Below are 18391 nucleotides of genomic sequence, written 5' to 3'. Positions count from 1 at the left end.
TGCGAATCGGTTCGGCGCTTCAGGACCCGTCGTCGCGGCTCGCCGAGGTCGTGTCGTCGGCGGATCCGCCGCAGTCCATGCGGGTGAGGCGATCGTACTGGTGCACCCAGTTGCCGGTGATTGCAGCCTGCGCCTCGGCGAGCGTCATGCGCCCCGCGCACACGCAACGCTTCAGGCGGACGGTCAGCAGCGACTTGCGCCGCTCGCCGGTATGGCCGCCCCACGGAATCAGGTCGAAATTGGCCGTGGCGTCCGGTGACCCGCCAAGGACGATCGGCACATGCCGGTCGAGCGCGTAGCCCACGCCGTCGTCGGCGTCAATGCCGCGCGCGGCGAGCATGCGGTCCTTCAGCGCCATGGTCTGGTCGAACGGCGGCGCCACGGTGTCAGCATAGCCCGGGCGGCAGATCGTGTCAGTCACCGACTCTTGCGTGACACGTGTATCGAGAAGCCGTGGATCTTGCGCGAATGCGCCCTGCGCCACGCTGCCCGTTGCGAGCGCCAGCAGCGTAATGCGCAGCACTCGTGTGCGCCACTGCGGCGCGCCAGTGCGACAAACAATGCCTTCTGCCATGCGGCGCGCGATGCGGCGTATTGCTGCCTTTTCTGCGTTCATGGTTGAGCGCATCGTGCTGCACGATGCGGAAAGGATGGTTGGTCCGGGGTTATTAGACCACAATCAATATTTGTCGGGGCAATTGCGCACATCGGCAAAGAGGCGCGCAGTGTCGCGCATCGCGCGCCGGCTTGCACGCCCTCCTCGCGAGCGCTCGCAATCTCAACGCTTCACAAGAAATTTTTGATCTGTAATCCCAGGTAATCTATGCGCCCGGCGAAGATGCCCTGGCCGTTAGGCCGATGGCAGCACGCGACGCGATAGCGCATAATGGGCCGCCCGGTCAGCTCCAAAGCGGAGCGCATCGCGCGCATTCGAAGAAACGAGGAAACCCCATGTCCATTTCCATGTATCAAGCATCGGTGCCCGTGCTCGTGCGCGGCCTCACCAATCTGCAGAACATCATCGGCAAGGCGCAGGCACACGCGGCGGAAAAGCAGATCGACCCTTCCGTGCTGACGGGCGCACGGCTCTTCCCCGACATGCTGCCGCTCACGCGCCAGATCTACATCGCCACCGACACGGCAAAGGGCTGCGCCGCGCGCCTCGCAGGCGTGGAGCCCCCGAAGTTCGAAGATGTCGAAGTCACCTTCGACGAGTTGCACGCGCGTATCCAGAAGACCATCGACTATCTGAATACGTTCAAGCCGGAGCAGATCGACGGCACGGAAGCGCGCAGCATCACGCTTAAAATGCGCACCGGTCCGATCGAATTCACGGGCCAGAGCTATCTGCTGGGCTTCGTGCTGCCCAACTTCTTCTTCCATGTCACCACGGCCTACGACATCCTGCGCCACAACGGCGTGGAACTGGGCAAACTCGACTACCTGGGCGCGCGCTAAAACACGAGCCACAAAAATCATGCGGCGCCTTGCGCGCCGCATGCCTTCACACAATCGTCCTGCACACCAGAAGCGTTAATCGAGCGAGAGCCGCAGCGCGAAGCCGATCAACGCGGACGAGAACGCCCACTTCTGGACCGTTTGCGCGAGCGGATGGCGGCGCAGCCATACGGCGATGCGCGCGGCGCCCAGCACGTAGATCACGTCGAAGAGCGCACATACGGCCACCAGCAACACGCCCAGCACCGAAACCTGCAGCCAGACCGAGCCCGCCTCCGGCCGGATGAACTGCGGCAGCAACACCGAGCAGAACAGCAGCGCCTTCGGGTTCAGCAGGTTTGTGAGCAAACCCTTGGTGAAATCGGCACGGCGCGGCCGCGCCACAGCCACCCCTTCCTGTTCCGGCATGGCGAACGCTGGCGCGCGGAAGATCTGCACGGCGATCCATGTGAGATACGCCGCGCCCACGTAGCGCACCACTTCATAAAGCCACGGCGCGTTGCGCAGCAAGGCCGCTAGGCCACAGGCGGAAAGCGTCACGTGGGTCGCGCGTGCGAGCGCGAGGCCGCAGGCCGCGGCGAAGCCACTGCGCGTGCCGCGGCTCATGCTGGTCTGCATCACGAGCGCCATGTCGGCGCCGGGCAGCGCGCAGACAATAATCAGGGCGACGATGAACATCAACAGCAGGTGGGCGGAAATCATGTTGGCCTCGCGTGAAAGAGGCTCTATCTTGCCGCTACATGCAGAGCGATTTCTGGCGTTTTTCATACCGTACACACCAGAGATTAGCGGAATGCGCTAAGATTTCCGAATCCTCACCAGAACTCCCCTCCTCGCCATGAGCGACCTCGACAAACTCGACCGGGCGATACTCGGCGCGCTGCAAACCGACGGTCGCATGCCGAACGCGCGGCTCGCCGAAACGGTCGGCCTGAGCGAAACGCCCTGCGCGCGGCGCCTCAAGCGCCTCGAACAGGACGGCTATATCGAGCGTTACCGGGCCGTGCTCTCGCGCCGTGCGCTCGGCTACGGCGTGGTGGGCTTCGTCTCGGTGCGCTTTGCCGTGCACGACCGCGCGCTCGCCGACCGCTTCGAGCGCGAAGTGCTGGCGATCGAGCGCATTCTGTCGTGCCACAACGTATCCGGCACGGCGGACTATATTTTGCAGGTGGTGGCCCGCGATCTCGACGACTACGGCACCTTCATGCGCGACCAGTTGCGCAGCTTGCCCGGCGTCACGTCGGTCGAATCGGCGCTGTCGCTGCGCGAAGTGAAGGCCGAGGGCGGACTGCCCCTGCCCTGAACACACCCAACATCAAACACGTAAGAACGGAGCTTTCGATGACCCCAGAACAGGCACGAGCCGAAGAAGCCGCCGCCATGGAGCGCGTGCTGACCGCGACCCAGCGCGTGAAGTCGGCGTTTACCTCGCTGCAGTCGCAGTTTCCGCCGGAAGGCGACGGCCGTCCATCGCAATTCGCGCTGCAGACCTTCGATATGGCGCTCCAGGAACTGGAAGACGCCCAGGCCGCCTTCGACGAAATGCTCAACGACCTGCTCGACGGCGAGCGCTGAATCGGCACGGGTTCGCTGCGCGCTCCGCAAGTTTGACGCGTGCGCAGCGAACGATCGATTTCCCAAACAATTCGGATTCCAAATCAATATCCACAAAACATGACTGATGACATCGACGTTGCCGTCACCGTGCTCGGCGTGGGTGTCGTCGTACGCAACGGCGATGCGTGGCTGCTCGGCCTGCGCAAAAGCGCATGGGGACGCGACACGTGGGCCTTCCCCGGCGGCAAGGTCGACCCCGGCGAAGATCCACTCGCCGCGGCCGCGCGCGAGCTGCGCGAGGAAACCGGCCTGGAACTGATCGAGGCGCACGCAGCGGGCTGGGCCAGCGGCTGGCTCGAAGCCGGCCGCGTGCGCCATGTGACACTGTTCGTCGAGGCTGCCGCGGCGGGCACGCCGGTTGTCGCCGAGCCCGACAAGTGCGCGCGGTGGGCGTGGTTCACGCGCGACGCGTTGCCTGCCGAGCTGTTCGAGCCCACCCGCCTGTACTTTGAAACCCGCTTCGAAGCCCGCTAGCGCGCCGCCGCTGCAGCGCGCTCCCGCACAAAGGCCGCGATACGCTCGCAGGCCTCGACGAGCCTCGCTTCGTCCACGACGAAACCAAGCCGCACATAGCCGTTTGCGGTTTCCCCGAACGCGCTCGCGTCGAGCACGGACACCTTCTGTGCCTCGAAAAGCTGCCAGGTGAACGCCTGCGTGTCGAGGCCCGTGCCGCGAATGTCGATCATCATGAACATGCCCGCTTCCGGCAACAGGCACTTGAGTCCCGGCACGCCCGCCAGCCGCTCGTAGACGATGTCGCGCCGGCGGCGATAGATCTCGCGCATCTGCGCGACAATCTGCGCGCGGTTGTCGAGCGCCGTGATCGCCGCCTCCTGAATGAAGCCGGGCAGCCCGTACAGCATACAGAGCGCGAGCCGCGCCAGATGCGCAATCATCGTTTCCGGCGCGATCACCCAACCAAGGCGCCAGCCTGGCATGGCATGCGACTTCGAAAGGCTGCCGAGCGTGACCGTGCGCTCCGCCATGCCGTCGAGCGCGGCTATGCTCACGTGCTCGCGCTCGAACGTGAGGTCGGCATAAACCTCGTCGGAAAGCACCCACAGGTCGTGGCGCCGGGCCAGGTGCGCAACGCGTTCGAGGTGCGCGCGCGGCATCACCGCGCCGGTGGGGTTGCACGGCGTCGCAAAGAAGATCGCGCGCGTGCGCGGCGTGACGGCGGCCTCGAGTCCGTCGCAGTCGAGATGGAAGCCGGTCTCCGGATCGACGGGCACCGGCACGAGCGTGGCGCCCGACGCGCGGATCGCGGCCTCGTAGGTCAGGTACATCGGCTCGGGCACGAGTACTTCGTCGCCGGCCTCCAGCAAACAGAGCGACGAGGCGAACAAACCGTTCTGCGCCCCCGCGCAGAGAATCACGTTCTGCGCACCGACCGCGCGCCCGCTTTGCAGTGCGTGCTCGCGCGCAATCGCCTCGCGCAGCGGCTCGCGGCCCATGATGGCCGAGTAGTGCGTATCGCCTTCGCGCAGCGCGGCCACGGCGCGCTCGACGATGGGCGCGGGCGTGCCGAAGTCGGGGTCGCCCACGCTCAGCACGATCACGTCCTCGCCCCGCGCGGCGGCCTGCACCGCCGCGTGATGGATCTCCCACGCCGTCGTGCGACGGCCCTGCAACCGCTCGACCAGATTCGAATACTTCATCTTCCGCGACTCTCCCGAACATGCGGCGCGCATCGCGCGCCTGGGCGTTCAAACCGTTCCTGTTGATTCGTGTGTGCAACGCGTCTGCAACGATACCAAGGAACGATGCCGCTGAGAAATGTCGACGCGCTCATGCAGGTGTCCAACGTGGTGTTAGTATTTCCAGCCTGCTGGATGATCTAATTTGCGGCGCGCAGCTCCATGTCCTCACCTTACGAAGTCCCGGCGCTGCGGCGCATACACGATATTCTCGACGTGCTCGCGCACGCAAAAGGCCCGATGCGCGCGGCGGCCATCGCGCAGGCCACCGGCCTTTCGCGCAGCACGCTCTACCTGATGCTCGACTCGCTCGAACGCCGGCGCTGGATCGAAAAACGCGCCGACGGCTATATCGTCGGCCTCACGCTGTTCGAACTCGGCAGCGCCTACGTGCGGCACGACCGGCTCCAGGAAGTGTTCCGCCAGGAGGCGACCGTGTTTGTCGCGACGCATAACGAAGTCGTTCAGCTTGCCGTGCTGGATGGCGCCGAAGTCGTGTATCTCGCGCGCGAAGACCCGGCGCGGCCCGTGCGTCTCATCTCCGATCTCGGCTCGCGGCTGCCCGCGCACTGCTGCGCGCTGGGCAAGGCGCTGCTCGCCAGCCTGCCCGATGAAGAGGTCGGCGCGATCCTGCCGCGCCAGCTTCCCGCCGTGACGGCCAACACCATCACGCGCAAGCCGGACCTGCTTGCGGCGCTCGCCGCGATACGCCGCTCCGGCCTAGCGCACGAGCGGGAAGAAGTGACGGCGGGGATTGCGTGCTTCGCGGCGTTCGTGGGCGTGACGGCGCTCGGCAAGCGCGTGGCGGTCAGCGCGAGCCTGCCGCTGGAGCGGCTCGATGCGCGCCGCGAAAAGCGCCTGGCCATCGCGGTGGTCGAGATGGCGCAGCGCATCGCCAAGGGGCTGTGACGCCGCTAACGCTGCCGCGCACTCACATGCTCAAGCGCTCTGGCGCGGCACGACCGTGTATTGAATGCGCGTTTTCACGGGATGCTGCGCGCTCGCACCGTCCGCTGCCGCGAGGGCGGCGACGATCGCCTCGCCCGTGCGCTGGCCAATGCCGTAGGCATCGACCGAAATCGTGGTGATCGCCGGATAGCAGCACTCCGCGATCTCGAAGTTGCCGAAGCCCGCGACCGCCATATCGCGGGGCACGCTCAGGCCGCGCCGCTGGCACTCCATAATCGCGCCGAATGCCGACATGTCGCTCACGCACATTACGGCCTCTGTGTCGGGCCAACGCTCGAGCAGCTCGGCCATGGCAGGCGCGCCGTGGCTCATCGTGACCGGCGAGCCGCCCAGTTGCACGACGCGGTGCCTGTCGAGCCCGAGCGCCTTCATCTCCATCTGATAGCCCTTGAGGCGATCGAGGCCGCGCCGGTCCAGATCGCCCGCGCCACCAAGAAAACCGATGCGGCGATGGCCCTTGTCCGCGAGATAGCGCACCATCTCGCGCGCCGCGCTCACGTTGGAAAAGCCCACGGCCATGTCGATCGGCTCCGCGGGCAAGTCCCACATCTCGACGACCGGCACGCCGGAGCGCTGCAGCAGCGTGCGCGTGGCGTCCGTATGCTGCGCGCCCGTGAGCGCGATGCAGCGCGGCTGATGGCGCAGCATCTGGCGCACGAGTCGTTCCTCGCGATCGAGGAAGTAGTCGGTGTCGCCGATCAGCAGTTCGAGCCCCTGCGGCTCGAGCACGGCCGTGAGGCCGCTCACGGTGTCCGAGAAGTTGGAACTCGAAAGCGACGGCACGAGCACGGCGACAAACGACGAGCGCCCCGAGGAGAGCGCGCCGGCCGCCGCGTCGGCCACGTAACCCAGTTCGTCGATGGCGCGCTGCACGCGCTCGCGTGTCGCCTCCGACGCGCTGCGCCCCGCCATCACACGGGACACCGTCATCTTCGAAACGCCCGCGAGACGGGCGACATCGGACATGCGGGGCGGCGTGGCTTTCGGAGCGCTGGTTTTGGACATCGCGGCTGGACGGCAAAATAAAAAGAACGCATATCATAACGGCTGCGCCTTTCTTTTCCTCGTTTCGCGCCGCCGAATGTGATCGTTTTCGTAGGCGTTCATTTAATTCGCTATCCTGATCTTTACGCGAACTCGCTGTGCAAGCGCGTGCCGCACGACTCGGGGATCCGTAAATTCGGTCACAATCGAAGACCGGCGCGACAGAATGTGCATTCCCGCGCAAACGCCCGCCGCCCACCACGAGCCAGGAGGAGACTTGCCATGTCAGGACCCGCCCGCACCATTGCCGAGAAACGCGCCGAGTTTCGCGCACTCCATGCCGCCGGTTGCTTCGTGCTGCCGAACCCGTGGGACGTGGGCAGCGCGCGCTACCTCCAGGGCCTCGGCTTCAAGGCGCTCGCGACCACCAGCTCCGGGTTCGCATGGTCGCGCGGCCATGCCGACAACACGCTGCCGCGCGACGCGATCCTCGCGCACCTGCGCGAGATCGTCGCGGCCACCGACCTGCCTGTGAACGCCGACTTCGAAAGCGGCTTCGGCGCAGATCCCGCAGGCGTCGAAGCAAGCGTGGGCCTCGCCGTCGAGACCGGTGTCGCCGGGCTTTCCGTTGAAGACTCGACCGGCGACGACGCAGCACCGCTGCTGCCGATCGAGGTGGCTGTCGAGCGCATGCGGGCCGCTCGCCGCGCCATTGACGCACGTGGCGGCGACACCTTGCTCGTTGGCCGCGCCGAGAACTTCGTGGCGGGCGTGCCCGACCTCGACGACGCCATCGCGCGCTTGCAGGCGTATGCGGCGGCGGGCGCGGACTGCCTCTACGCGCCCGGCATCCAGACACGCGAGCAGATCGTGGCCGTCGTGAGCGCAGTCGCGCCGAAGCCTGTGAACGTGCTGATCGGTGCGAAGTCGGCCTTCACGCTGGACGATCTCGCCGCACTCGGCGTGCGCCGCGTGAGCGTTGGCGGCGCGCTCGCCCGCACCGCATGGGGCGCTTTCATGCACGCGGCTCAACGGCTCACCGAAGGGCGTTTCGACGGCTTCGAAGGCGCGGCGCCCGGCGCGACGCTCAACGCCGCCTTCCGCAGCGAGGCCTGACTACGCTGCGTGTGCGATGTGCACGATGTGGGCTATGCGCGCGGCTTGCGCGCAGAACGACGAACGCGAGGTTCCACCGGCGCCGCCCGCGCGCCGGTGGCGTTGGCCGCCTCGCCAAAGCACGCCAGCGCCCACGCCACGAACGCGCGTTGCTTGGGCGCCTGCGCGCGGCGATCCGCGTAAAGCAGATGCATGGGCCGCACCGGCGCGGCATACGCCTCGAGAAGCGGCACGAGCCGCCCCGCCGCCACCGAAGGCGCCAGGTTCGGCTCGCCCGCGAGCACGATGCCCACGCCCGCTTCCGCCGCCGCGATCAGCGCGCGCGTGTCGTTGCTGCGCAGCTGGCCGCGCGGCTCGACTTCGATCTGCGTGTCGCCGTCCTTGAAGATCCACGTTTGGGGCGCCGGAAAGCTGTCGAACGCGTAATCGAGGCACACGTGCTGCGCGAGTTCGCGCGGATGTGCCGGCGTTCCATGCGCGGCGAGATAGGACGGCGCGGCGCACGGCACGAGCCGATAGGGCGCGAGCGCTCGCGCGACCAGTTGCGAGTCGGGCAGCGCGCCAATGCGAAACGCGACATCGAACCCGTCCTGCAAGAGATCGAACTGCCGGTCACTCAGCACGAGATCGACTTTCACGTCCGGGCAATCCTCGAGAAAGGCCTTGATTTCATGCGCAAGCCGAAAAGCGCCGAACGAAACGGGCGCCGTCACGCGCAGCGTGCCTTGCGGGTGGGCGGTTTGCGCGAGCGCGACGGCATCCGCCGCCGCCGCCTCGTCGAGCACACGCCGGCAAGCTTCGAAATAGGCACGGCCCGCTTCCGTAAGTGCGTGCTTGCGCGTCGAGCGCTGGAGCAGGCGCACGCCTAACGTCTTTTCCAGCGCGTCGACGTGCTTGCCCGCCATCTGCGGCGTCATCGCGAGCATGCGCGCCGCCGCCGTGAACGAACCGGATTCCGCCGCCTTCACGAACACGGTCATGCTGGTCAATTTGTCCACGATTAGAAACCCGCCATTTCAAGTGTTTCACCTGGATAGCCGATTATCGCACGGGAGTTTCGGCGCTACGCTGGGGTCTCCATGACGAAACTCGGGGATTTCCCATGAACGAACATCGTGAACATCGATTGGCTGTCGGCATTCTCGGCGCGGGCGAGATCGGCTCGACGCTAGGCAAGCTTCTCGCGCAGGCGGGACATGAGGTGATGCTCTCGTCGCGTCATCCCGAGGCGCGTGCCGGAGAAGCGGCAGCGTTGGGTTGCCGTATCGGCACGCTAGAGGAAGCCGCTGCGTTCGGCGAGATCGTGATCGCGGCGCTGCCGCTGTCCGCGCTAGGCGAAATACCGGTCAACACACTCGCCGGCAAGGTCGTCATCGACACCATGAACTACTACCCGCCGCGCGACGGCGCCATCGCCGTGTTCGACGAATACCGTGCCACTACGAGCGAGCGCGTTGCGCAGCAACTGGAAGGCGCCCGCGTGGTCAAGGCGTTCAATGCGATTCTCGCGTACGACCTGCCGCGCGAAGAGCGCCCGCCTGTGGAGGGTGGACGGCGCGCGCTACCCGTCGCGGGAGACGATGAAGAGGCAAAGGCGCTCGTGGGCGCGTTGCATGCACAGCTCGATTTCGACGTGCTCGACGCAGGTCCGCTTGCCGATAGCTGGCGCTTTGAGCGCGCCAAACCGGCTTATTGCATTCCACTGAACCATACGCAACTGCGCGCCGCGCTTGCCGCGGCCGAGCGCGACAAGGAACTGCCGCATGGCTCATGGCGACGCAAACCGCGGCCGGAATGACGCACGCTGAAGTCTCGACGATTACCTGGCATACCGAATCAAATGACGCGAAGGCGTCATGACCCGTCATGCAGATGACGTCAAGCTCAAGCAGAGAGGAAGTGACGCGCGGGCCAGAACGGCCCGGCGAGCGCCACCGGATGCGGCGGCGCGAAACAACGAGGCGCAGCAGTCGCTGCGCCTTGCAAGCTGTGCTTAGTCGTAGTGACGGTGCTTGTGGCGCTTGCCGTGATAGCCGCGCGAATAGTCGTCGGCGTAGGAGTTCGAACGCGAGACATTGCCGCCGAGCGCCGAGCCTGCGCCGCCGCCCACCGCCGCGCCGATCAGGCCGCCGGTGCGGCCGCCCATGGCGTTGCCCGCCGCCGTGCCCGCGCCGCCGCCGAGCGCGCCGCCGATGATGGCGCCCGTGCGCTCGCGACGATTCGAAGTGACCGCGCCACCCGCGCCGCCACCCACCGCGCCGCCGATCACGGCGCCGGTGCTGCCGCCCACTGCGCCACCCAAAGCCGCGCCGGCAACGCCGCCAAGCGCGCCACCCAGTGCGTTGTTCATATCGCCGGCCAGCGCCGGCAGCGAGGCCGCAGCAGTCAGCGCGGCAACGGCAACCATCTGGATGAGTTTCTTCGACATAGTTGTTCTCTTACGTTTTTGAGACGGAACCGAGTATAGCGGCCAATGTGAAAGGTCTTTGTAACGCCACTGGCCAAGCGCCGTAAGAGGTGTAACAAAATGGTCCGACGGAACGGACTGCTGCTCGCGCGATGGGGTCGCGCCCCGAAAACGCACCGCGATATGACACTCAATCGAGCCTGAACACCTGGACCGCGCTGGCGAGGAGTTCGGTCTGACGATGCTGCTGCCTGACCTGCTCGACGGTGTCGGCAACGTGCGCCGCGTTCTCGCGTATCGCCACGTCGATGCCGGCGATGTTCTCGCCCATCTGGTCGATGCCCGCGCGCTGTGCGCCGGCGGCAGTCGCCATCTCATGAACGATGGAGGACAGGCGCGTGACGCCCTCGAGCACCTGGCCCACCGTGTTGCCCGCGCTTTCGACGAGGCCATTGCCCGTGCGTGCGCGCTCGACCGACTCGCCAATCAGCGCCCGGATCTCCTTCGCTGCGGCGGCGCTGCGCTGAGCGAGCGTGCGGACCTCCTCCGCGACCACGCCGAACCCCCGGCCCTGATCGCCCGCGCGCGCAGCCTCGACCGATGCGTTGAGCGCAAGAATGTTGGTCTGGAACGCGATGCCGTCGATCACGCCGATGATGTCGGTAATGCGGTCGCACGAGCGATAAATGTCACCCATCGTATCGATCACCGCCTTGATCGCCCCGCGCCCCCGGGACGCGACCTCGCTCGCCGAGTCCGCCAGCGCGCTGGCGGCCATGGCGTGATCGACGCTCTCGTGCACGCTTTGCTTGAGTTGCTCCATGGCCGCGACCATGCTTTCGAGCGAACGGCGCTGCTGCTCGGTCCGATCCGAAAGCACGGCATTGCGCGCGCTGGTGCCGGCTACCGACTCCGAAACCTCACCCACGCTGTCACGCACCTGCAGCAGCGTCTTGCGCACGGCCGCGAGCGTGGCGTGAAAAGCGCCGGCCACGTCGCTCGACGGCCGGCTCGCTTGCTCGCCCAGCGTGATGTAGCCCGACGCCTGCCCGATCCCCTCCGACATGGCCGCGAGTTCGCCCGCGATATTGGCGTCGCGCTCCTGGCGCGCCGAAATCGCCGCGATAAACAAGGTTTGAAGCCAGAGAAACGCCCAGTGCTGCGCCACGACGTCGAAACCCGTTTGCGAAAAGACCCTGACAGGCCAGCCCCACGCCTGCAAGTAGTTGAACGCGAGTTGCTGAACGGAGATGAAAGCGGTCGCGAGCAGGACGACCTGCACGTCGCGATACGCGAGCAGCAGCGAAAGGAGGATGAACACCACGAAGTGAAACTCGTCCTGCCCGCCTCCCACGTCGATCAACAGCGCCGCGCCGCCCATGAAGGTCAGTGCGGAACCCATTCTGGTGATCTTGAGGCCTGGCGAGGCAAGCGCGAGCACGGTGGAAACGAGCGCGAGCGGCAGCCCGACGACGAACACGGGCGCGAGTGTGTCGAAGTGCCAACCGACACCCACGGCTCCCGCCAGAAGAATCCAGTTGACCAGCGCGCAAGCGCGATCGGCGCGTTTGCGCGCATTCATGAGCGGGCTCTCGACGACCGCTGCCCGGCGGGCGGCACTGGCCGGAGCGTACGCCCCGTCGAACGGGGCTTCTGCGAAACTGCTGGACATGGGATTCCCGACTCCTGATTGACAATTCAACTTACGATTGGGGCGCAGCAGACAGATCGAATCACATCCTCGCAGTTATCGGCAGGCTAATTGATGTCTATATAAGGGAAATCCATTGAGTATTTATGGTTGACTTATCATCTACTGTCATTTTTGAAGGCGGGCGTTGTAACGGGGCCTAACAAAACCGCACTCGCGGGAGACGCTCCGCAGCGGCATTTTTGTGGCAGGCTTTGTCGATCCGACCTTTAAAAGGCCCCGACCATGTCCCGAACTCCGCACTCCGTTTCTGCGTTTTCCTTCGCAGCCCCGGCATACAGCCTGACGCTACGCGTGCTGCATTGGCTGACCGCGCTATGCATGTTCGTGGTGATCCCGGTGGCGTGGTACATGACGACGATGGACCGCCATGACCCGTCGCGCGGCAGTTGGATGACTTTCCACAAATCGATTGGCATGACCGTCCTGCTGCTCACGCTGATCCGCGTGGTGACGCGGATTTCGGGCACCGCGCCGCCGCTGCCGCAGCGCATTCCAGCCTTTGAGCGGAGGCTCGCGCATATCGGCCATGGCTTGCTGTATTTGATTCTCTTTGCCATGCCGATCAGTGGATATCTCAACTCGTATGGCGGCGGCCATCCGGTGAACTGGTTCTGGCTGTTTCAGGTGCCCGCCGTCGTGCCGGCAGACAAGGCGCTCGGCCATCTCGGCTCGAAGGTTCACTACTGGCTGGCGTATCTCACGTACTTGCTGATCGCCGGGCACGTGCTCGCGGTGGTCTACCATCAACTGGTGCAGCGCGTGGACATCCTCGGACGCATGACGGGGCGTGCCGGAAAGCGCTAAAACCCCGCGTCGTCACAACGCGCGTTCGATCGCCACGATCAGCGCCCTCAATACACCTTCGATCGGGCGCGAAAGCCGCCGCTCGCGCATCGTCATCACGCACAGGTTGCGCTGGTTGAGCGTCGGCTCGTCGAAGCGCTTCGCCACGAGCGAAAGATCGTCCGCGAGGCCCGCAAGCGAAAGCCGGCTGCCGAGCGTGATCGCGCCGGCCAGCGCCGCGAACGCATGCAAGGCGCTCGAATTGTTGCTCGTGAGAATGGGCTCGAGCTTGATGCCATGGCGCGCGCAGCACTCGTCGAATAACTGCCGGGCCGTGTTGCCGCGTTCGAGCAGCGCGACAGGATAGTCGCGCAGGTCCGCGAGCGTCAGCGAGTCGCGTTGCGCGAGCGGATGCCCCGGATCGAGCAGCGCACAGACCGGCGCTTGTGCGCTGTACTGCACGTAGACCTTCGCCGGATCGCCGCTCGAAAACGCCAGCCCCAGATCAGCCTCGCCCATGGCCACCCATTGCTCGACCTGCGAAGGCGTGCCCGAGCGCAGATTGAAATGCACGTGCGGCGCCGTGGCGTGATGTTGCGCGAGCACGTGGGGCAAGAACGAGCGCGTAAAGCCCTCCGTGCAGCCGATGCGCACGATGCCGTGCCCGAGCGCCTTGGCCGTGGCGATCTCGGCGAGCACCGCGTCGCCCTCCAGCAGCGCGCGCCGCGCGTGCTCGGCCAGCCGCTCGCCCGATTCGGTTAGCACCATGCCGCGCGGCATGCGCTCGAAGAGCGCCGTGCCCACGTCCTCCTCCAGCTTGCTGATCTGGCGGCTGATCGCCGAAACGGCGACGTGCAGGTTTTCCGAAGCCGCCGCCAGCGACCCCGTGCGCGCGACCTCGACGAAGTAGCGCAAGGCGATTCCATGAAGCATCGGCGTATCCGTTCAGTGTCCGTTGCGTTGCCATTTTGGCAATGCTATCCGCAAATTTTGAAATTGTTGCGAATTTTTGGCGTTCCTAGACTGCTCTCATTCCCCGCACCCAGGCATGAGAGGAGCCCTTTTGAACGAGACCCGACAAACCGCCATCGACCGCGCCTTGCGCGCTTACGACTCCGGCGCGTTCTTCACCGACCTCCAGCGCCGCGTGGGCTTTCGCACCGAAAGCCAGAATCCCGAGCAGGCCCGCGCGCTCGTCGCCTATCTCGCGGACGAGGTGATGCCCTCCCTCACGCCGCTCGGCTTCACTTGCCGCGTGGTCGAGAATCCCGCCAGCTCGCGCGCGCCGTTTCTGATCGCCGAGCGCATCGAAGACCCCGCGCTGCCGAGCGTGCTGACCTACGGCCACGGCGACGTCGTGCGCGGCTACGACGAACAGTGGCGCGAAGGTCTCGCGCCCTGGAGCGTCACCGTGGAGGGCGACCGCTGGTATGGCCGCGGCACCGCCGACAACAAGGGCCAGCACTCGGTGAACTTCGCGGCCCTCGCCGCGGTGCTGGACGCGCGCGGCGGCAAGCTCGGCTACAACGTGAAGCTGATCTTCGAAACCGGCGAGGAAATCGGCTCGCCGGGTCTCGACGCCGTGTGCGCCGCCAATCGCGAAGCACTCGCGGCAGACGTGTTCATCGCCTCGGACGGCCCGCGCGTGCTGGCCGAGCGGCCCACGCTTTTCCTCGGCTCGCGCGGCGGCGTGACGTTCGAACTGCTCGTCGATCTGCGCAAGGGCGCGCATCACTCGGGCAACTGGGGCGGCGCGCTGCGCAATCCGGGTGTCGTGCTCTCGCACGCGCTCGCGAGCCTTGTCGACCGGCGCGGCGCCATCGTCGTGGACGGGTTGCGTCCGCCGCCGGTGCCGGCCAGCGTGCGCGAAGCACTCGCCGACATCGTGCTCGGCGGCGACGACGACGCCCCCGCGATCGATCCGAACTGGGGCGAGCCCGGCCTCACGCCCACCGAACGGGTGATCGCCTGGAACACGCTCGAAGTGCTCGCGTTCAAGACCGGCAATCCCGATGCGCCCGTCAACGCGATCCCGCCCACGGCCAAGGCCACCTGCCAGTTGCGCTTCGTGGTGGGCACGGACGCCGCGCGCGTGGGCCAGCATCTCGAAGCGCACTTCGCGCGGCTTGGTTTTGACGATGTGCAGGTCCGTGTCACGCAGACCTCCGCTGCAACGCGGCTCGACCCCGACGACGCCTGGGTGCACTGGGCGCTCGACTCGCTGCGCGCGTCGACGGGCAAGAAGCCCGCGCTGTTGCCGAACCTCGGCGGCACGGTGCCCAACGACGTCTTCGCGTACACGCTCGATCTGCCGACGCTGTGGGTCCCGCATTCGTATCCGGCTTGCGCGCAGCACGCGCCGAACGAACACCTGCTCGGCTCCGTCGCGCGCGAAGCGCTCGCGGTGATGGCCGGACTCTGGTGGGACCTCGGCGACGACGCCGCGCGTCTCGCCAGAACGCGCGCATCGGCGCAACCCGCCGACGCCCTCGCCTGAAGACCACATAAAGGTGCCCGCCGCCATGTCAGCAAAGCAACCCGTGAGCCTTGCGAGGCTCGTCATCGCCACCTCCGCCGGCAACGCGCTCGAATGGTTCGACATCGCCATTTACGGGTTCTTCGCGGTGTACATCGGCAAGCATTTCTTTCCGGCCGTCAACGAAACCGTGTCGATGCTGCTCACGTTCGGCACGTTCGGCGCGTCGTATCTCGTGCGCCCGCTTGGCGGCGCGGTGCTCGGCGCCTATGCCGACCGCCGCGGACGCAAGGCCGCGCTGATGCTCTCGGTCAGCCTCATGATGGTCGGCACGGCGATCATCGCGCTGATTCCCGGCTACGAAACGATCGGCGTGACCGCACCGCTTGCGGTGTTCGCGGCGCGGCTCATCCAGGGCTTTTCGGCGGGCGGCGAGTTTGGCGCCTCCACGGCCATGCTGATCGAGCATGCGCCGCACCGGCGCGGCTTTCTCGCCAGCTGGCAGTTCGCCACGCAAGGGCTCGCCACGCTGCTCGCGGCCTCGTTCGGCTATGGTCTCGCCCGCCTCATGGCGCCTGCCGACCTCGCAGCCTGGGGGTGGCGTCTGCCGTTCTTCTTCGGACTGCTGATTGGTCCGGTGGGCCTCTACCTGCGCCGCTACATTGAAGACACCGAGGACTTCAAGCACGCCGAGCGCACCGAAACGCCCGTGCGAGAAGTGCTGGGTCACCAAAAGCGGCTCGTGCTCACGGCAATCGGCTTGATGACGGTCTCGACAGCGGTCAACTACCTGCTGCAGTACATTCCCACGTTCGCCATCCGCCAGTTGCATCTGCCTGCGGCAACCGGATTCGCGGCGACGATGGCAGGCGGCGTGATCCTCACTGTCGTCACGCCGTTCGCGGGACATCTGTCCGACCGTATCGGACGGCGCACTCAGATGACCTGCGTCGCGCTCCTCTTTCTCGTGAGCGCCTACCCGGGCTTTGCCTGGGCGACCAGCCACGCGAGTCCGGTGCCGCTCTTCGTACTGATTGCGTGGCTGGCGCTGCTGAAGTCCATCTATTTCGGCGCCGTGCCCGCACTCATGGCGGAGATCTTCCCGGCCGCGACGCGCGCCACCGGCATGTCGATCGGCTACAACATCGGCGTGACCGTATTCGGCGGCTTCACGCCGGCCATCGTCACGTGGATGCTGAGCGCGACCGGCGACAAGAGCGCGCCGAGCTACTGGCTGATCGCGACCGCCATGATCAGTTTGTCCGCGCTGGCGTACATGAGCCGCGTGAAGGTCGCGACCACGGTTGCACAGCGGGCGACCGCGTAAAAGCGCTACGCGCGCGCGATATGCTCGACAAGCCGCGCCAGCATCGCATCGCAACGGGCGAGTTGATCGACGCTCACGAACTCGTCGGGCTTGTGGCCTTGCTCCATGCTGCCGGGCCCGCATACGACGGTGGGAATGCCCGCGCGCGTAAATAATCCGCCCTCGGTGCCGAACGCGACCGTGCCGAAGTCGCGCAACTCGCTGATCACGGCGAGCAGCTGCGCCGCCTCGCTATCCGGCGGCGTCGCGAGGCCCGGATAAGCGTTCAAGGGCTCGAAGCAAATATCGGTATCGGCGTGAACCTTGCGCATTTTCGGCAGCAATTCCGCCTGCGCATACGACTCGATCCTCTCAGCCACCGTTTGCGCCTCGAAGCCCGGCACCGAGCGCACTTCGAAATCGAACTCGCACTCGGCAGGCACGATATTCAGCGCGCGTCCGCCCGTGACGACGCCCGTTTGCACCGTCGAAAACGGCGGATCGAAACGTTCGTCGTGATGTTCGGGCTGGGCGAGTTCTTCGCCGATGTTCTCCAGCCGATTGATGAGTCGGGCCGCGTATTGAATGGCGTTCACGCCATACGGCGCGTACGCCGAGTGACACGCCGCGCCCTTCACGCGGCAGCGCATGGCGAGCTTCCCCTTGTGGCCGAGCACAGGCTTCATTTCCGTCGGCTCGCCGATGATGCACAAACGCGGCTTGTGCGCGCGCTTTTCGAGCTCCGCGAGCATGGGGCGCACACCGAGGCAGCCCACTTCCTCGTCGTACGAAAAAGCGATATGGACGGGCACGTTCAGCTTGCGCTCGACGAACCTGGGTACCGCCGCGAGCGCGCATGCCAGAAAGCCCTTCATGTCCGCGGTGCCGCGCCCGTATAACCGCCCATTCTTTTCTGTGAGGCGGAACGGGTCGACGGTCCATGCCTGGCCCTCGACGGGCACGACGTCTGTATGACCCGACAGCACGACGCCGCCCTTGTCGCGCGGACCGATAGTCGCATAGAGGCTGGCTTTCGTGCGCCCGGCGTTATGAAACAGCTCGCATTCGACACCAAGATCCGCGAGATAGCGCTGCACGAACGCGATCAGTTCGAGATTCGATTCGCGGCTGACGGTCTCGAAGCCGATCAGCCGTTCAAGCAACGCGCGGCTGGAGCGATCACTCATCGCCTGGCACTCCATAGCTTGGGGCCGCGGTCGGGTTCAACGCGCGCGTGACGTAGTCCTGCATCTGCGGGAGATACGCTTTCCATAGCTGCGCGAGTTGGCCGATGGGATCGTCGTCGGCCCAATCGACTCGCAAATCCACGATTGGCCAGACCTGCGTGTCGACGACCTTGAGCGCGGCCGAATGGACCGGGCCCGCTTCGCCGCCCGCCTCCAGCGCGGCATGCATTGCAGCGAGCAGACGCTCGGCAAGCAGCCCTTGAGTGCGCTCGAATGTACGCACCATCGCATCAATGACTTGCGGTGCGGCGAGCATGTTGCCCGCTGCAACACATTGATCGCCGGACGCCGCATGATGCACCCCAAGCGCGTTTTCGCCTGTGAAGAACGCGGTGCGGCCCTGCGCGTCGATCACCGTGACTTGCCGATACGCGTTGAACGCATCGGCGTCGCGGGCCTGCTTCAACGCGATATGCGGCGCAAGCTCCTGCCGCTCCATCAGATCGAGGATTCGGGGCCCAAGCGCGGGCAGCGTGACATTCTGCGTCGCGACCGCGCCGACGCCTGCCCGCACCCAGGGGCAACGCGCGCCCACGGCAATACTCGAGGAACTGATGGCAATACCCAGTTGGCCGGTTTCCCGGCAACGTCCGACGATCGAGAATGTCATGCGCCGC

20 protein-coding genes are annotated in these 18391 nt (G+C 66.0%); 10 read left to right on the top strand and 10 right to left on the bottom strand.

Features of this window, described 5'->3' with window-relative positions; translation table 11 throughout:
• Positions 1-19: 19 nt before the first annotated feature.
• Positions 20-616 (bottom strand): hypothetical protein, encoded by a 597-nt coding sequence (locus U5A58_RS34910; RefSeq protein WP_321916014.1) that lies wholly within the window; start codon positions 614-616, stop codon positions 20-22.
• Between the two features lie 335 nt (positions 617-951).
• On the opposite strand from U5A58_RS34910, the gene U5A58_RS34905 reads away from it, so the two are divergent.
• A complete protein-coding gene (locus tag U5A58_RS34905; RefSeq protein WP_158759413.1) occupies positions 952-1458 on the top strand; it encodes a DUF1993 family protein in 507 nt (168 codons plus the stop codon).
• 75 nt (positions 1459-1533) lie between these two features.
• Here the strand turns inward: U5A58_RS34905 and U5A58_RS34900 are convergent, their stop codons facing one another.
• On the bottom strand, positions 1534-2160 hold the full coding sequence (locus U5A58_RS34900; protein WP_201697519.1) for a LysE family translocator: 627 nt from the start codon (positions 2158-2160) through the stop codon (positions 1534-1536).
• Between the two features lie 136 nt (positions 2161-2296).
• Between U5A58_RS34900 and U5A58_RS34895 the strand changes: the two genes are divergently transcribed.
• The 3 genes from U5A58_RS34895 (at position 2297) to U5A58_RS34885 (ending at position 3549) form a co-directional block, all read left to right on the top strand.
• Positions 2297-2761 carry an Lrp/AsnC family transcriptional regulator gene (locus U5A58_RS34895; protein WP_254320690.1) on the top strand — a complete coding sequence of 155 codons (465 nt, stop codon included), beginning with the start codon at positions 2297-2299 and terminating at the stop codon, positions 2759-2761.
• A gap of 38 nt (positions 2762-2799) precedes the next feature.
• Positions 2800-3033: a hypothetical protein gene (locus U5A58_RS34890; protein WP_321916017.1), complete on the top strand. Its 234-nt coding sequence runs from the start codon at positions 2800-2802 to the stop codon at positions 3031-3033.
• A gap of 99 nt (positions 3034-3132) precedes the next feature.
• Positions 3133-3549 carry a nucleotide triphosphate diphosphatase NUDT15 gene (locus U5A58_RS34885; RefSeq protein WP_321964785.1) on the top strand — a complete coding sequence of 139 codons (417 nt, stop codon included), beginning with the start codon at positions 3133-3135 and terminating at the stop codon, positions 3547-3549.
• Here the strand turns inward: U5A58_RS34885 and U5A58_RS34880 are convergent.
• Positions 3546-4733: a pyridoxal phosphate-dependent aminotransferase gene (locus U5A58_RS34880; protein WP_321964784.1), complete on the bottom strand. Its 1188-nt coding sequence runs from the start codon at positions 4731-4733 to the stop codon at positions 3546-3548. The genes U5A58_RS34885 and U5A58_RS34880 overlap by 4 nt on opposite strands.
• Before the next feature lie 201 nt (positions 4734-4934).
• On the opposite strand from U5A58_RS34880, the gene U5A58_RS34875 reads away from it, so the two are divergent.
• The gene (locus tag U5A58_RS34875) at positions 4935-5681 is read left to right on the top strand and encodes an IclR family transcriptional regulator (protein ID WP_321964783.1); all 747 of its coding nucleotides are present in this window, start codon (positions 4935-4937) and stop codon (positions 5679-5681) included.
• A gap of 30 nt (positions 5682-5711) precedes the next feature.
• On the opposite strand, the gene U5A58_RS34870 is transcribed toward U5A58_RS34875, so the two are convergent.
• Positions 5712-6707, bottom strand: a complete 996-nt coding sequence (locus U5A58_RS34870; RefSeq protein WP_321916021.1) for a LacI family DNA-binding transcriptional regulator — start codon at positions 6705-6707, stop codon at positions 5712-5714.
• A gap of 300 nt (positions 6708-7007) precedes the next feature.
• On the opposite strand from U5A58_RS34870, the gene U5A58_RS34865 reads away from it, so the two are divergent.
• Entirely contained in the window at positions 7008-7841 is an 834-nt protein-coding gene (locus U5A58_RS34865; protein ID WP_321916022.1) for an isocitrate lyase/phosphoenolpyruvate mutase family protein, read from the top strand.
• 32 nt (positions 7842-7873) lie between these two features.
• On the opposite strand, the gene U5A58_RS34860 is transcribed toward U5A58_RS34865, so the two are convergent.
• Positions 7874-8839, bottom strand: coding sequence for a LysR family transcriptional regulator (locus U5A58_RS34860; RefSeq protein WP_321964782.1), 966 nt, complete (start codon positions 8837-8839; stop codon positions 7874-7876).
• Here U5A58_RS34860 and U5A58_RS34855 point away from each other — a divergent pair.
• On the top strand, positions 8794-9639 hold the full coding sequence (locus tag U5A58_RS34855; RefSeq protein ID WP_321964794.1) for an NADPH-dependent F420 reductase: 846 nt from the start codon (positions 8794-8796) through the stop codon (positions 9637-9639). The genes U5A58_RS34860 and U5A58_RS34855 overlap by 46 nt on opposite strands.
• Before the next feature lie 195 nt (positions 9640-9834).
• Here U5A58_RS34855 and U5A58_RS34850 read toward each other — a convergent pair whose 3' ends face one another.
• The gene (locus U5A58_RS34850; RefSeq protein WP_158759403.1) at positions 9835-10269 is read right to left on the bottom strand and encodes a hypothetical protein; all 435 of its coding nucleotides are present in this window, start codon (positions 10267-10269) and stop codon (positions 9835-9837) included.
• Positions 10270-10438: 169 nt separating this feature from the next.
• Positions 10439-11920 carry a methyl-accepting chemotaxis protein gene (locus U5A58_RS34845; protein WP_321964781.1) on the bottom strand — a complete coding sequence of 494 codons (1482 nt, stop codon included), beginning with the start codon at positions 11918-11920 and terminating at the stop codon, positions 10439-10441.
• A 264-nt stretch (positions 11921-12184) separates the two neighbouring features.
• Between U5A58_RS34845 and U5A58_RS34840 the strand changes: the two genes are divergently transcribed.
• Entirely contained in the window at positions 12185-12766 is a 582-nt protein-coding gene (locus U5A58_RS34840; protein WP_321964780.1) for a cytochrome b, read from the top strand.
• 12 nt (positions 12767-12778) lie between these two features.
• On the opposite strand, the gene U5A58_RS34835 is transcribed toward U5A58_RS34840, so the two are convergent.
• Complete coding sequence (locus U5A58_RS34835; RefSeq protein WP_321964779.1) at positions 12779-13678, bottom strand: LysR family transcriptional regulator; 900 nt, start codon at positions 13676-13678, stop codon at positions 12779-12781.
• A gap of 130 nt (positions 13679-13808) precedes the next feature.
• On the opposite strand from U5A58_RS34835, the gene U5A58_RS34830 reads away from it, so the two are divergent.
• Positions 13809-15242: a M20 family metallopeptidase gene (locus U5A58_RS34830; RefSeq protein ID WP_321964778.1), complete on the top strand. Its 1434-nt coding sequence runs from the start codon at positions 13809-13811 to the stop codon at positions 15240-15242.
• Between the two features lie 25 nt (positions 15243-15267).
• Positions 15268-16548: an MFS transporter gene (locus U5A58_RS34825; RefSeq protein ID WP_321964777.1), complete on the top strand. Its 1281-nt coding sequence runs from the start codon at positions 15268-15270 to the stop codon at positions 16546-16548.
• A gap of 5 nt (positions 16549-16553) precedes the next feature.
• Here the strand turns inward: U5A58_RS34825 and argE are convergent, their stop codons facing one another.
• Positions 16554-17714 carry an acetylornithine deacetylase gene (gene argE, locus U5A58_RS34820; protein WP_321964776.1) on the bottom strand — a complete coding sequence of 387 codons (1161 nt, stop codon included), beginning with the start codon at positions 17712-17714 and terminating at the stop codon, positions 16554-16556.
• Entirely contained in the window at positions 17707-18384 is a 678-nt protein-coding gene (locus tag U5A58_RS34815) for a DUF1028 domain-containing protein (protein ID WP_321964775.1), read from the bottom strand. The genes argE and U5A58_RS34815 overlap by 8 nt, the downstream gene beginning before the upstream one ends.
• Positions 18385-18391 lie beyond the last annotated feature (7 nt).

It is taken from the genome of Paraburkholderia sp. J7, from assembly GCF_905220155.1.
GTDB lineage: Bacteria > Pseudomonadota > Gammaproteobacteria > Burkholderiales > Burkholderiaceae > Paraburkholderia.
The sequence above is the reverse complement of the archived record's forward strand: the minus strand, read 5'-3'. Positions and strand labels throughout refer to the sequence as shown.

Bases quoted from the DNA above. Each gene is read 5' to 3' on its own strand.
- U5A58_RS34910 (WP_321916014.1), bottom strand. From the start codon at position 616: ATGAACGCAGAAAAGGCAGCAATACGCCGCATCGCGCGCCGCATGGCA.
- U5A58_RS34905 (WP_158759413.1), top strand. From the start codon at position 952: ATGTCCATTTCCATGTATCAAGCATCGGTGCCCGTGCTCGTGCGCGGC.
- U5A58_RS34900 (WP_201697519.1), bottom strand. From the start codon at position 2,160: ATGATTTCCGCCCACCTGCTGTTGATGTTCATCGTCGCCCTGATTATT.
- U5A58_RS34895 (WP_254320690.1), top strand. From the start codon at position 2,297: ATGAGCGACCTCGACAAACTCGACCGGGCGATACTCGGCGCGCTGCAA.
- U5A58_RS34890 (WP_321916017.1), top strand. From the start codon at position 2,800: ATGACCCCAGAACAGGCACGAGCCGAAGAAGCCGCCGCCATGGAGCGC.
- U5A58_RS34885 (WP_321964785.1), top strand. From the start codon at position 3,133: ATGACTGATGACATCGACGTTGCCGTCACCGTGCTCGGCGTGGGTGTC.
- U5A58_RS34880 (WP_321964784.1), bottom strand. From the start codon at position 4,733: ATGAAGTATTCGAATCTGGTCGAGCGGTTGCAGGGCCGTCGCACGACG.
- U5A58_RS34875 (WP_321964783.1), top strand. From the start codon at position 4,935: ATGTCCTCACCTTACGAAGTCCCGGCGCTGCGGCGCATACACGATATT.
- U5A58_RS34870 (WP_321916021.1), bottom strand. From the start codon at position 6,707: ATGTCCGATGTCGCCCGTCTCGCGGGCGTTTCGAAGATGACGGTGTCC.
- U5A58_RS34865 (WP_321916022.1), top strand. From the start codon at position 7,008: ATGTCAGGACCCGCCCGCACCATTGCCGAGAAACGCGCCGAGTTTCGC.
- U5A58_RS34850 (WP_158759403.1), bottom strand. From the start codon at position 10,269: ATGTCGAAGAAACTCATCCAGATGGTTGCCGTTGCCGCGCTGACTGCT.
- U5A58_RS34845 (WP_321964781.1), bottom strand. From the start codon at position 11,920: ATGTCCAGCAGTTTCGCAGAAGCCCCGTTCGACGGGGCGTACGCTCCG.
- U5A58_RS34840 (WP_321964780.1), top strand. From the start codon at position 12,185: ATGTCCCGAACTCCGCACTCCGTTTCTGCGTTTTCCTTCGCAGCCCCG.
- U5A58_RS34835 (WP_321964779.1), bottom strand. From the start codon at position 13,678: ATGCTTCATGGAATCGCCTTGCGCTACTTCGTCGAGGTCGCGCGCACG.
- U5A58_RS34825 (WP_321964777.1), top strand. From the start codon at position 15,268: ATGTCAGCAAAGCAACCCGTGAGCCTTGCGAGGCTCGTCATCGCCACC.
- argE (WP_321964776.1), bottom strand. From the start codon at position 17,714: ATGAGTGATCGCTCCAGCCGCGCGTTGCTTGAACGGCTGATCGGCTTC.
- U5A58_RS34815 (WP_321964775.1), bottom strand. From the start codon at position 18,384: ATGACATTCTCGATCGTCGGACGTTGCCGGGAAACCGGCCAACTGGGT.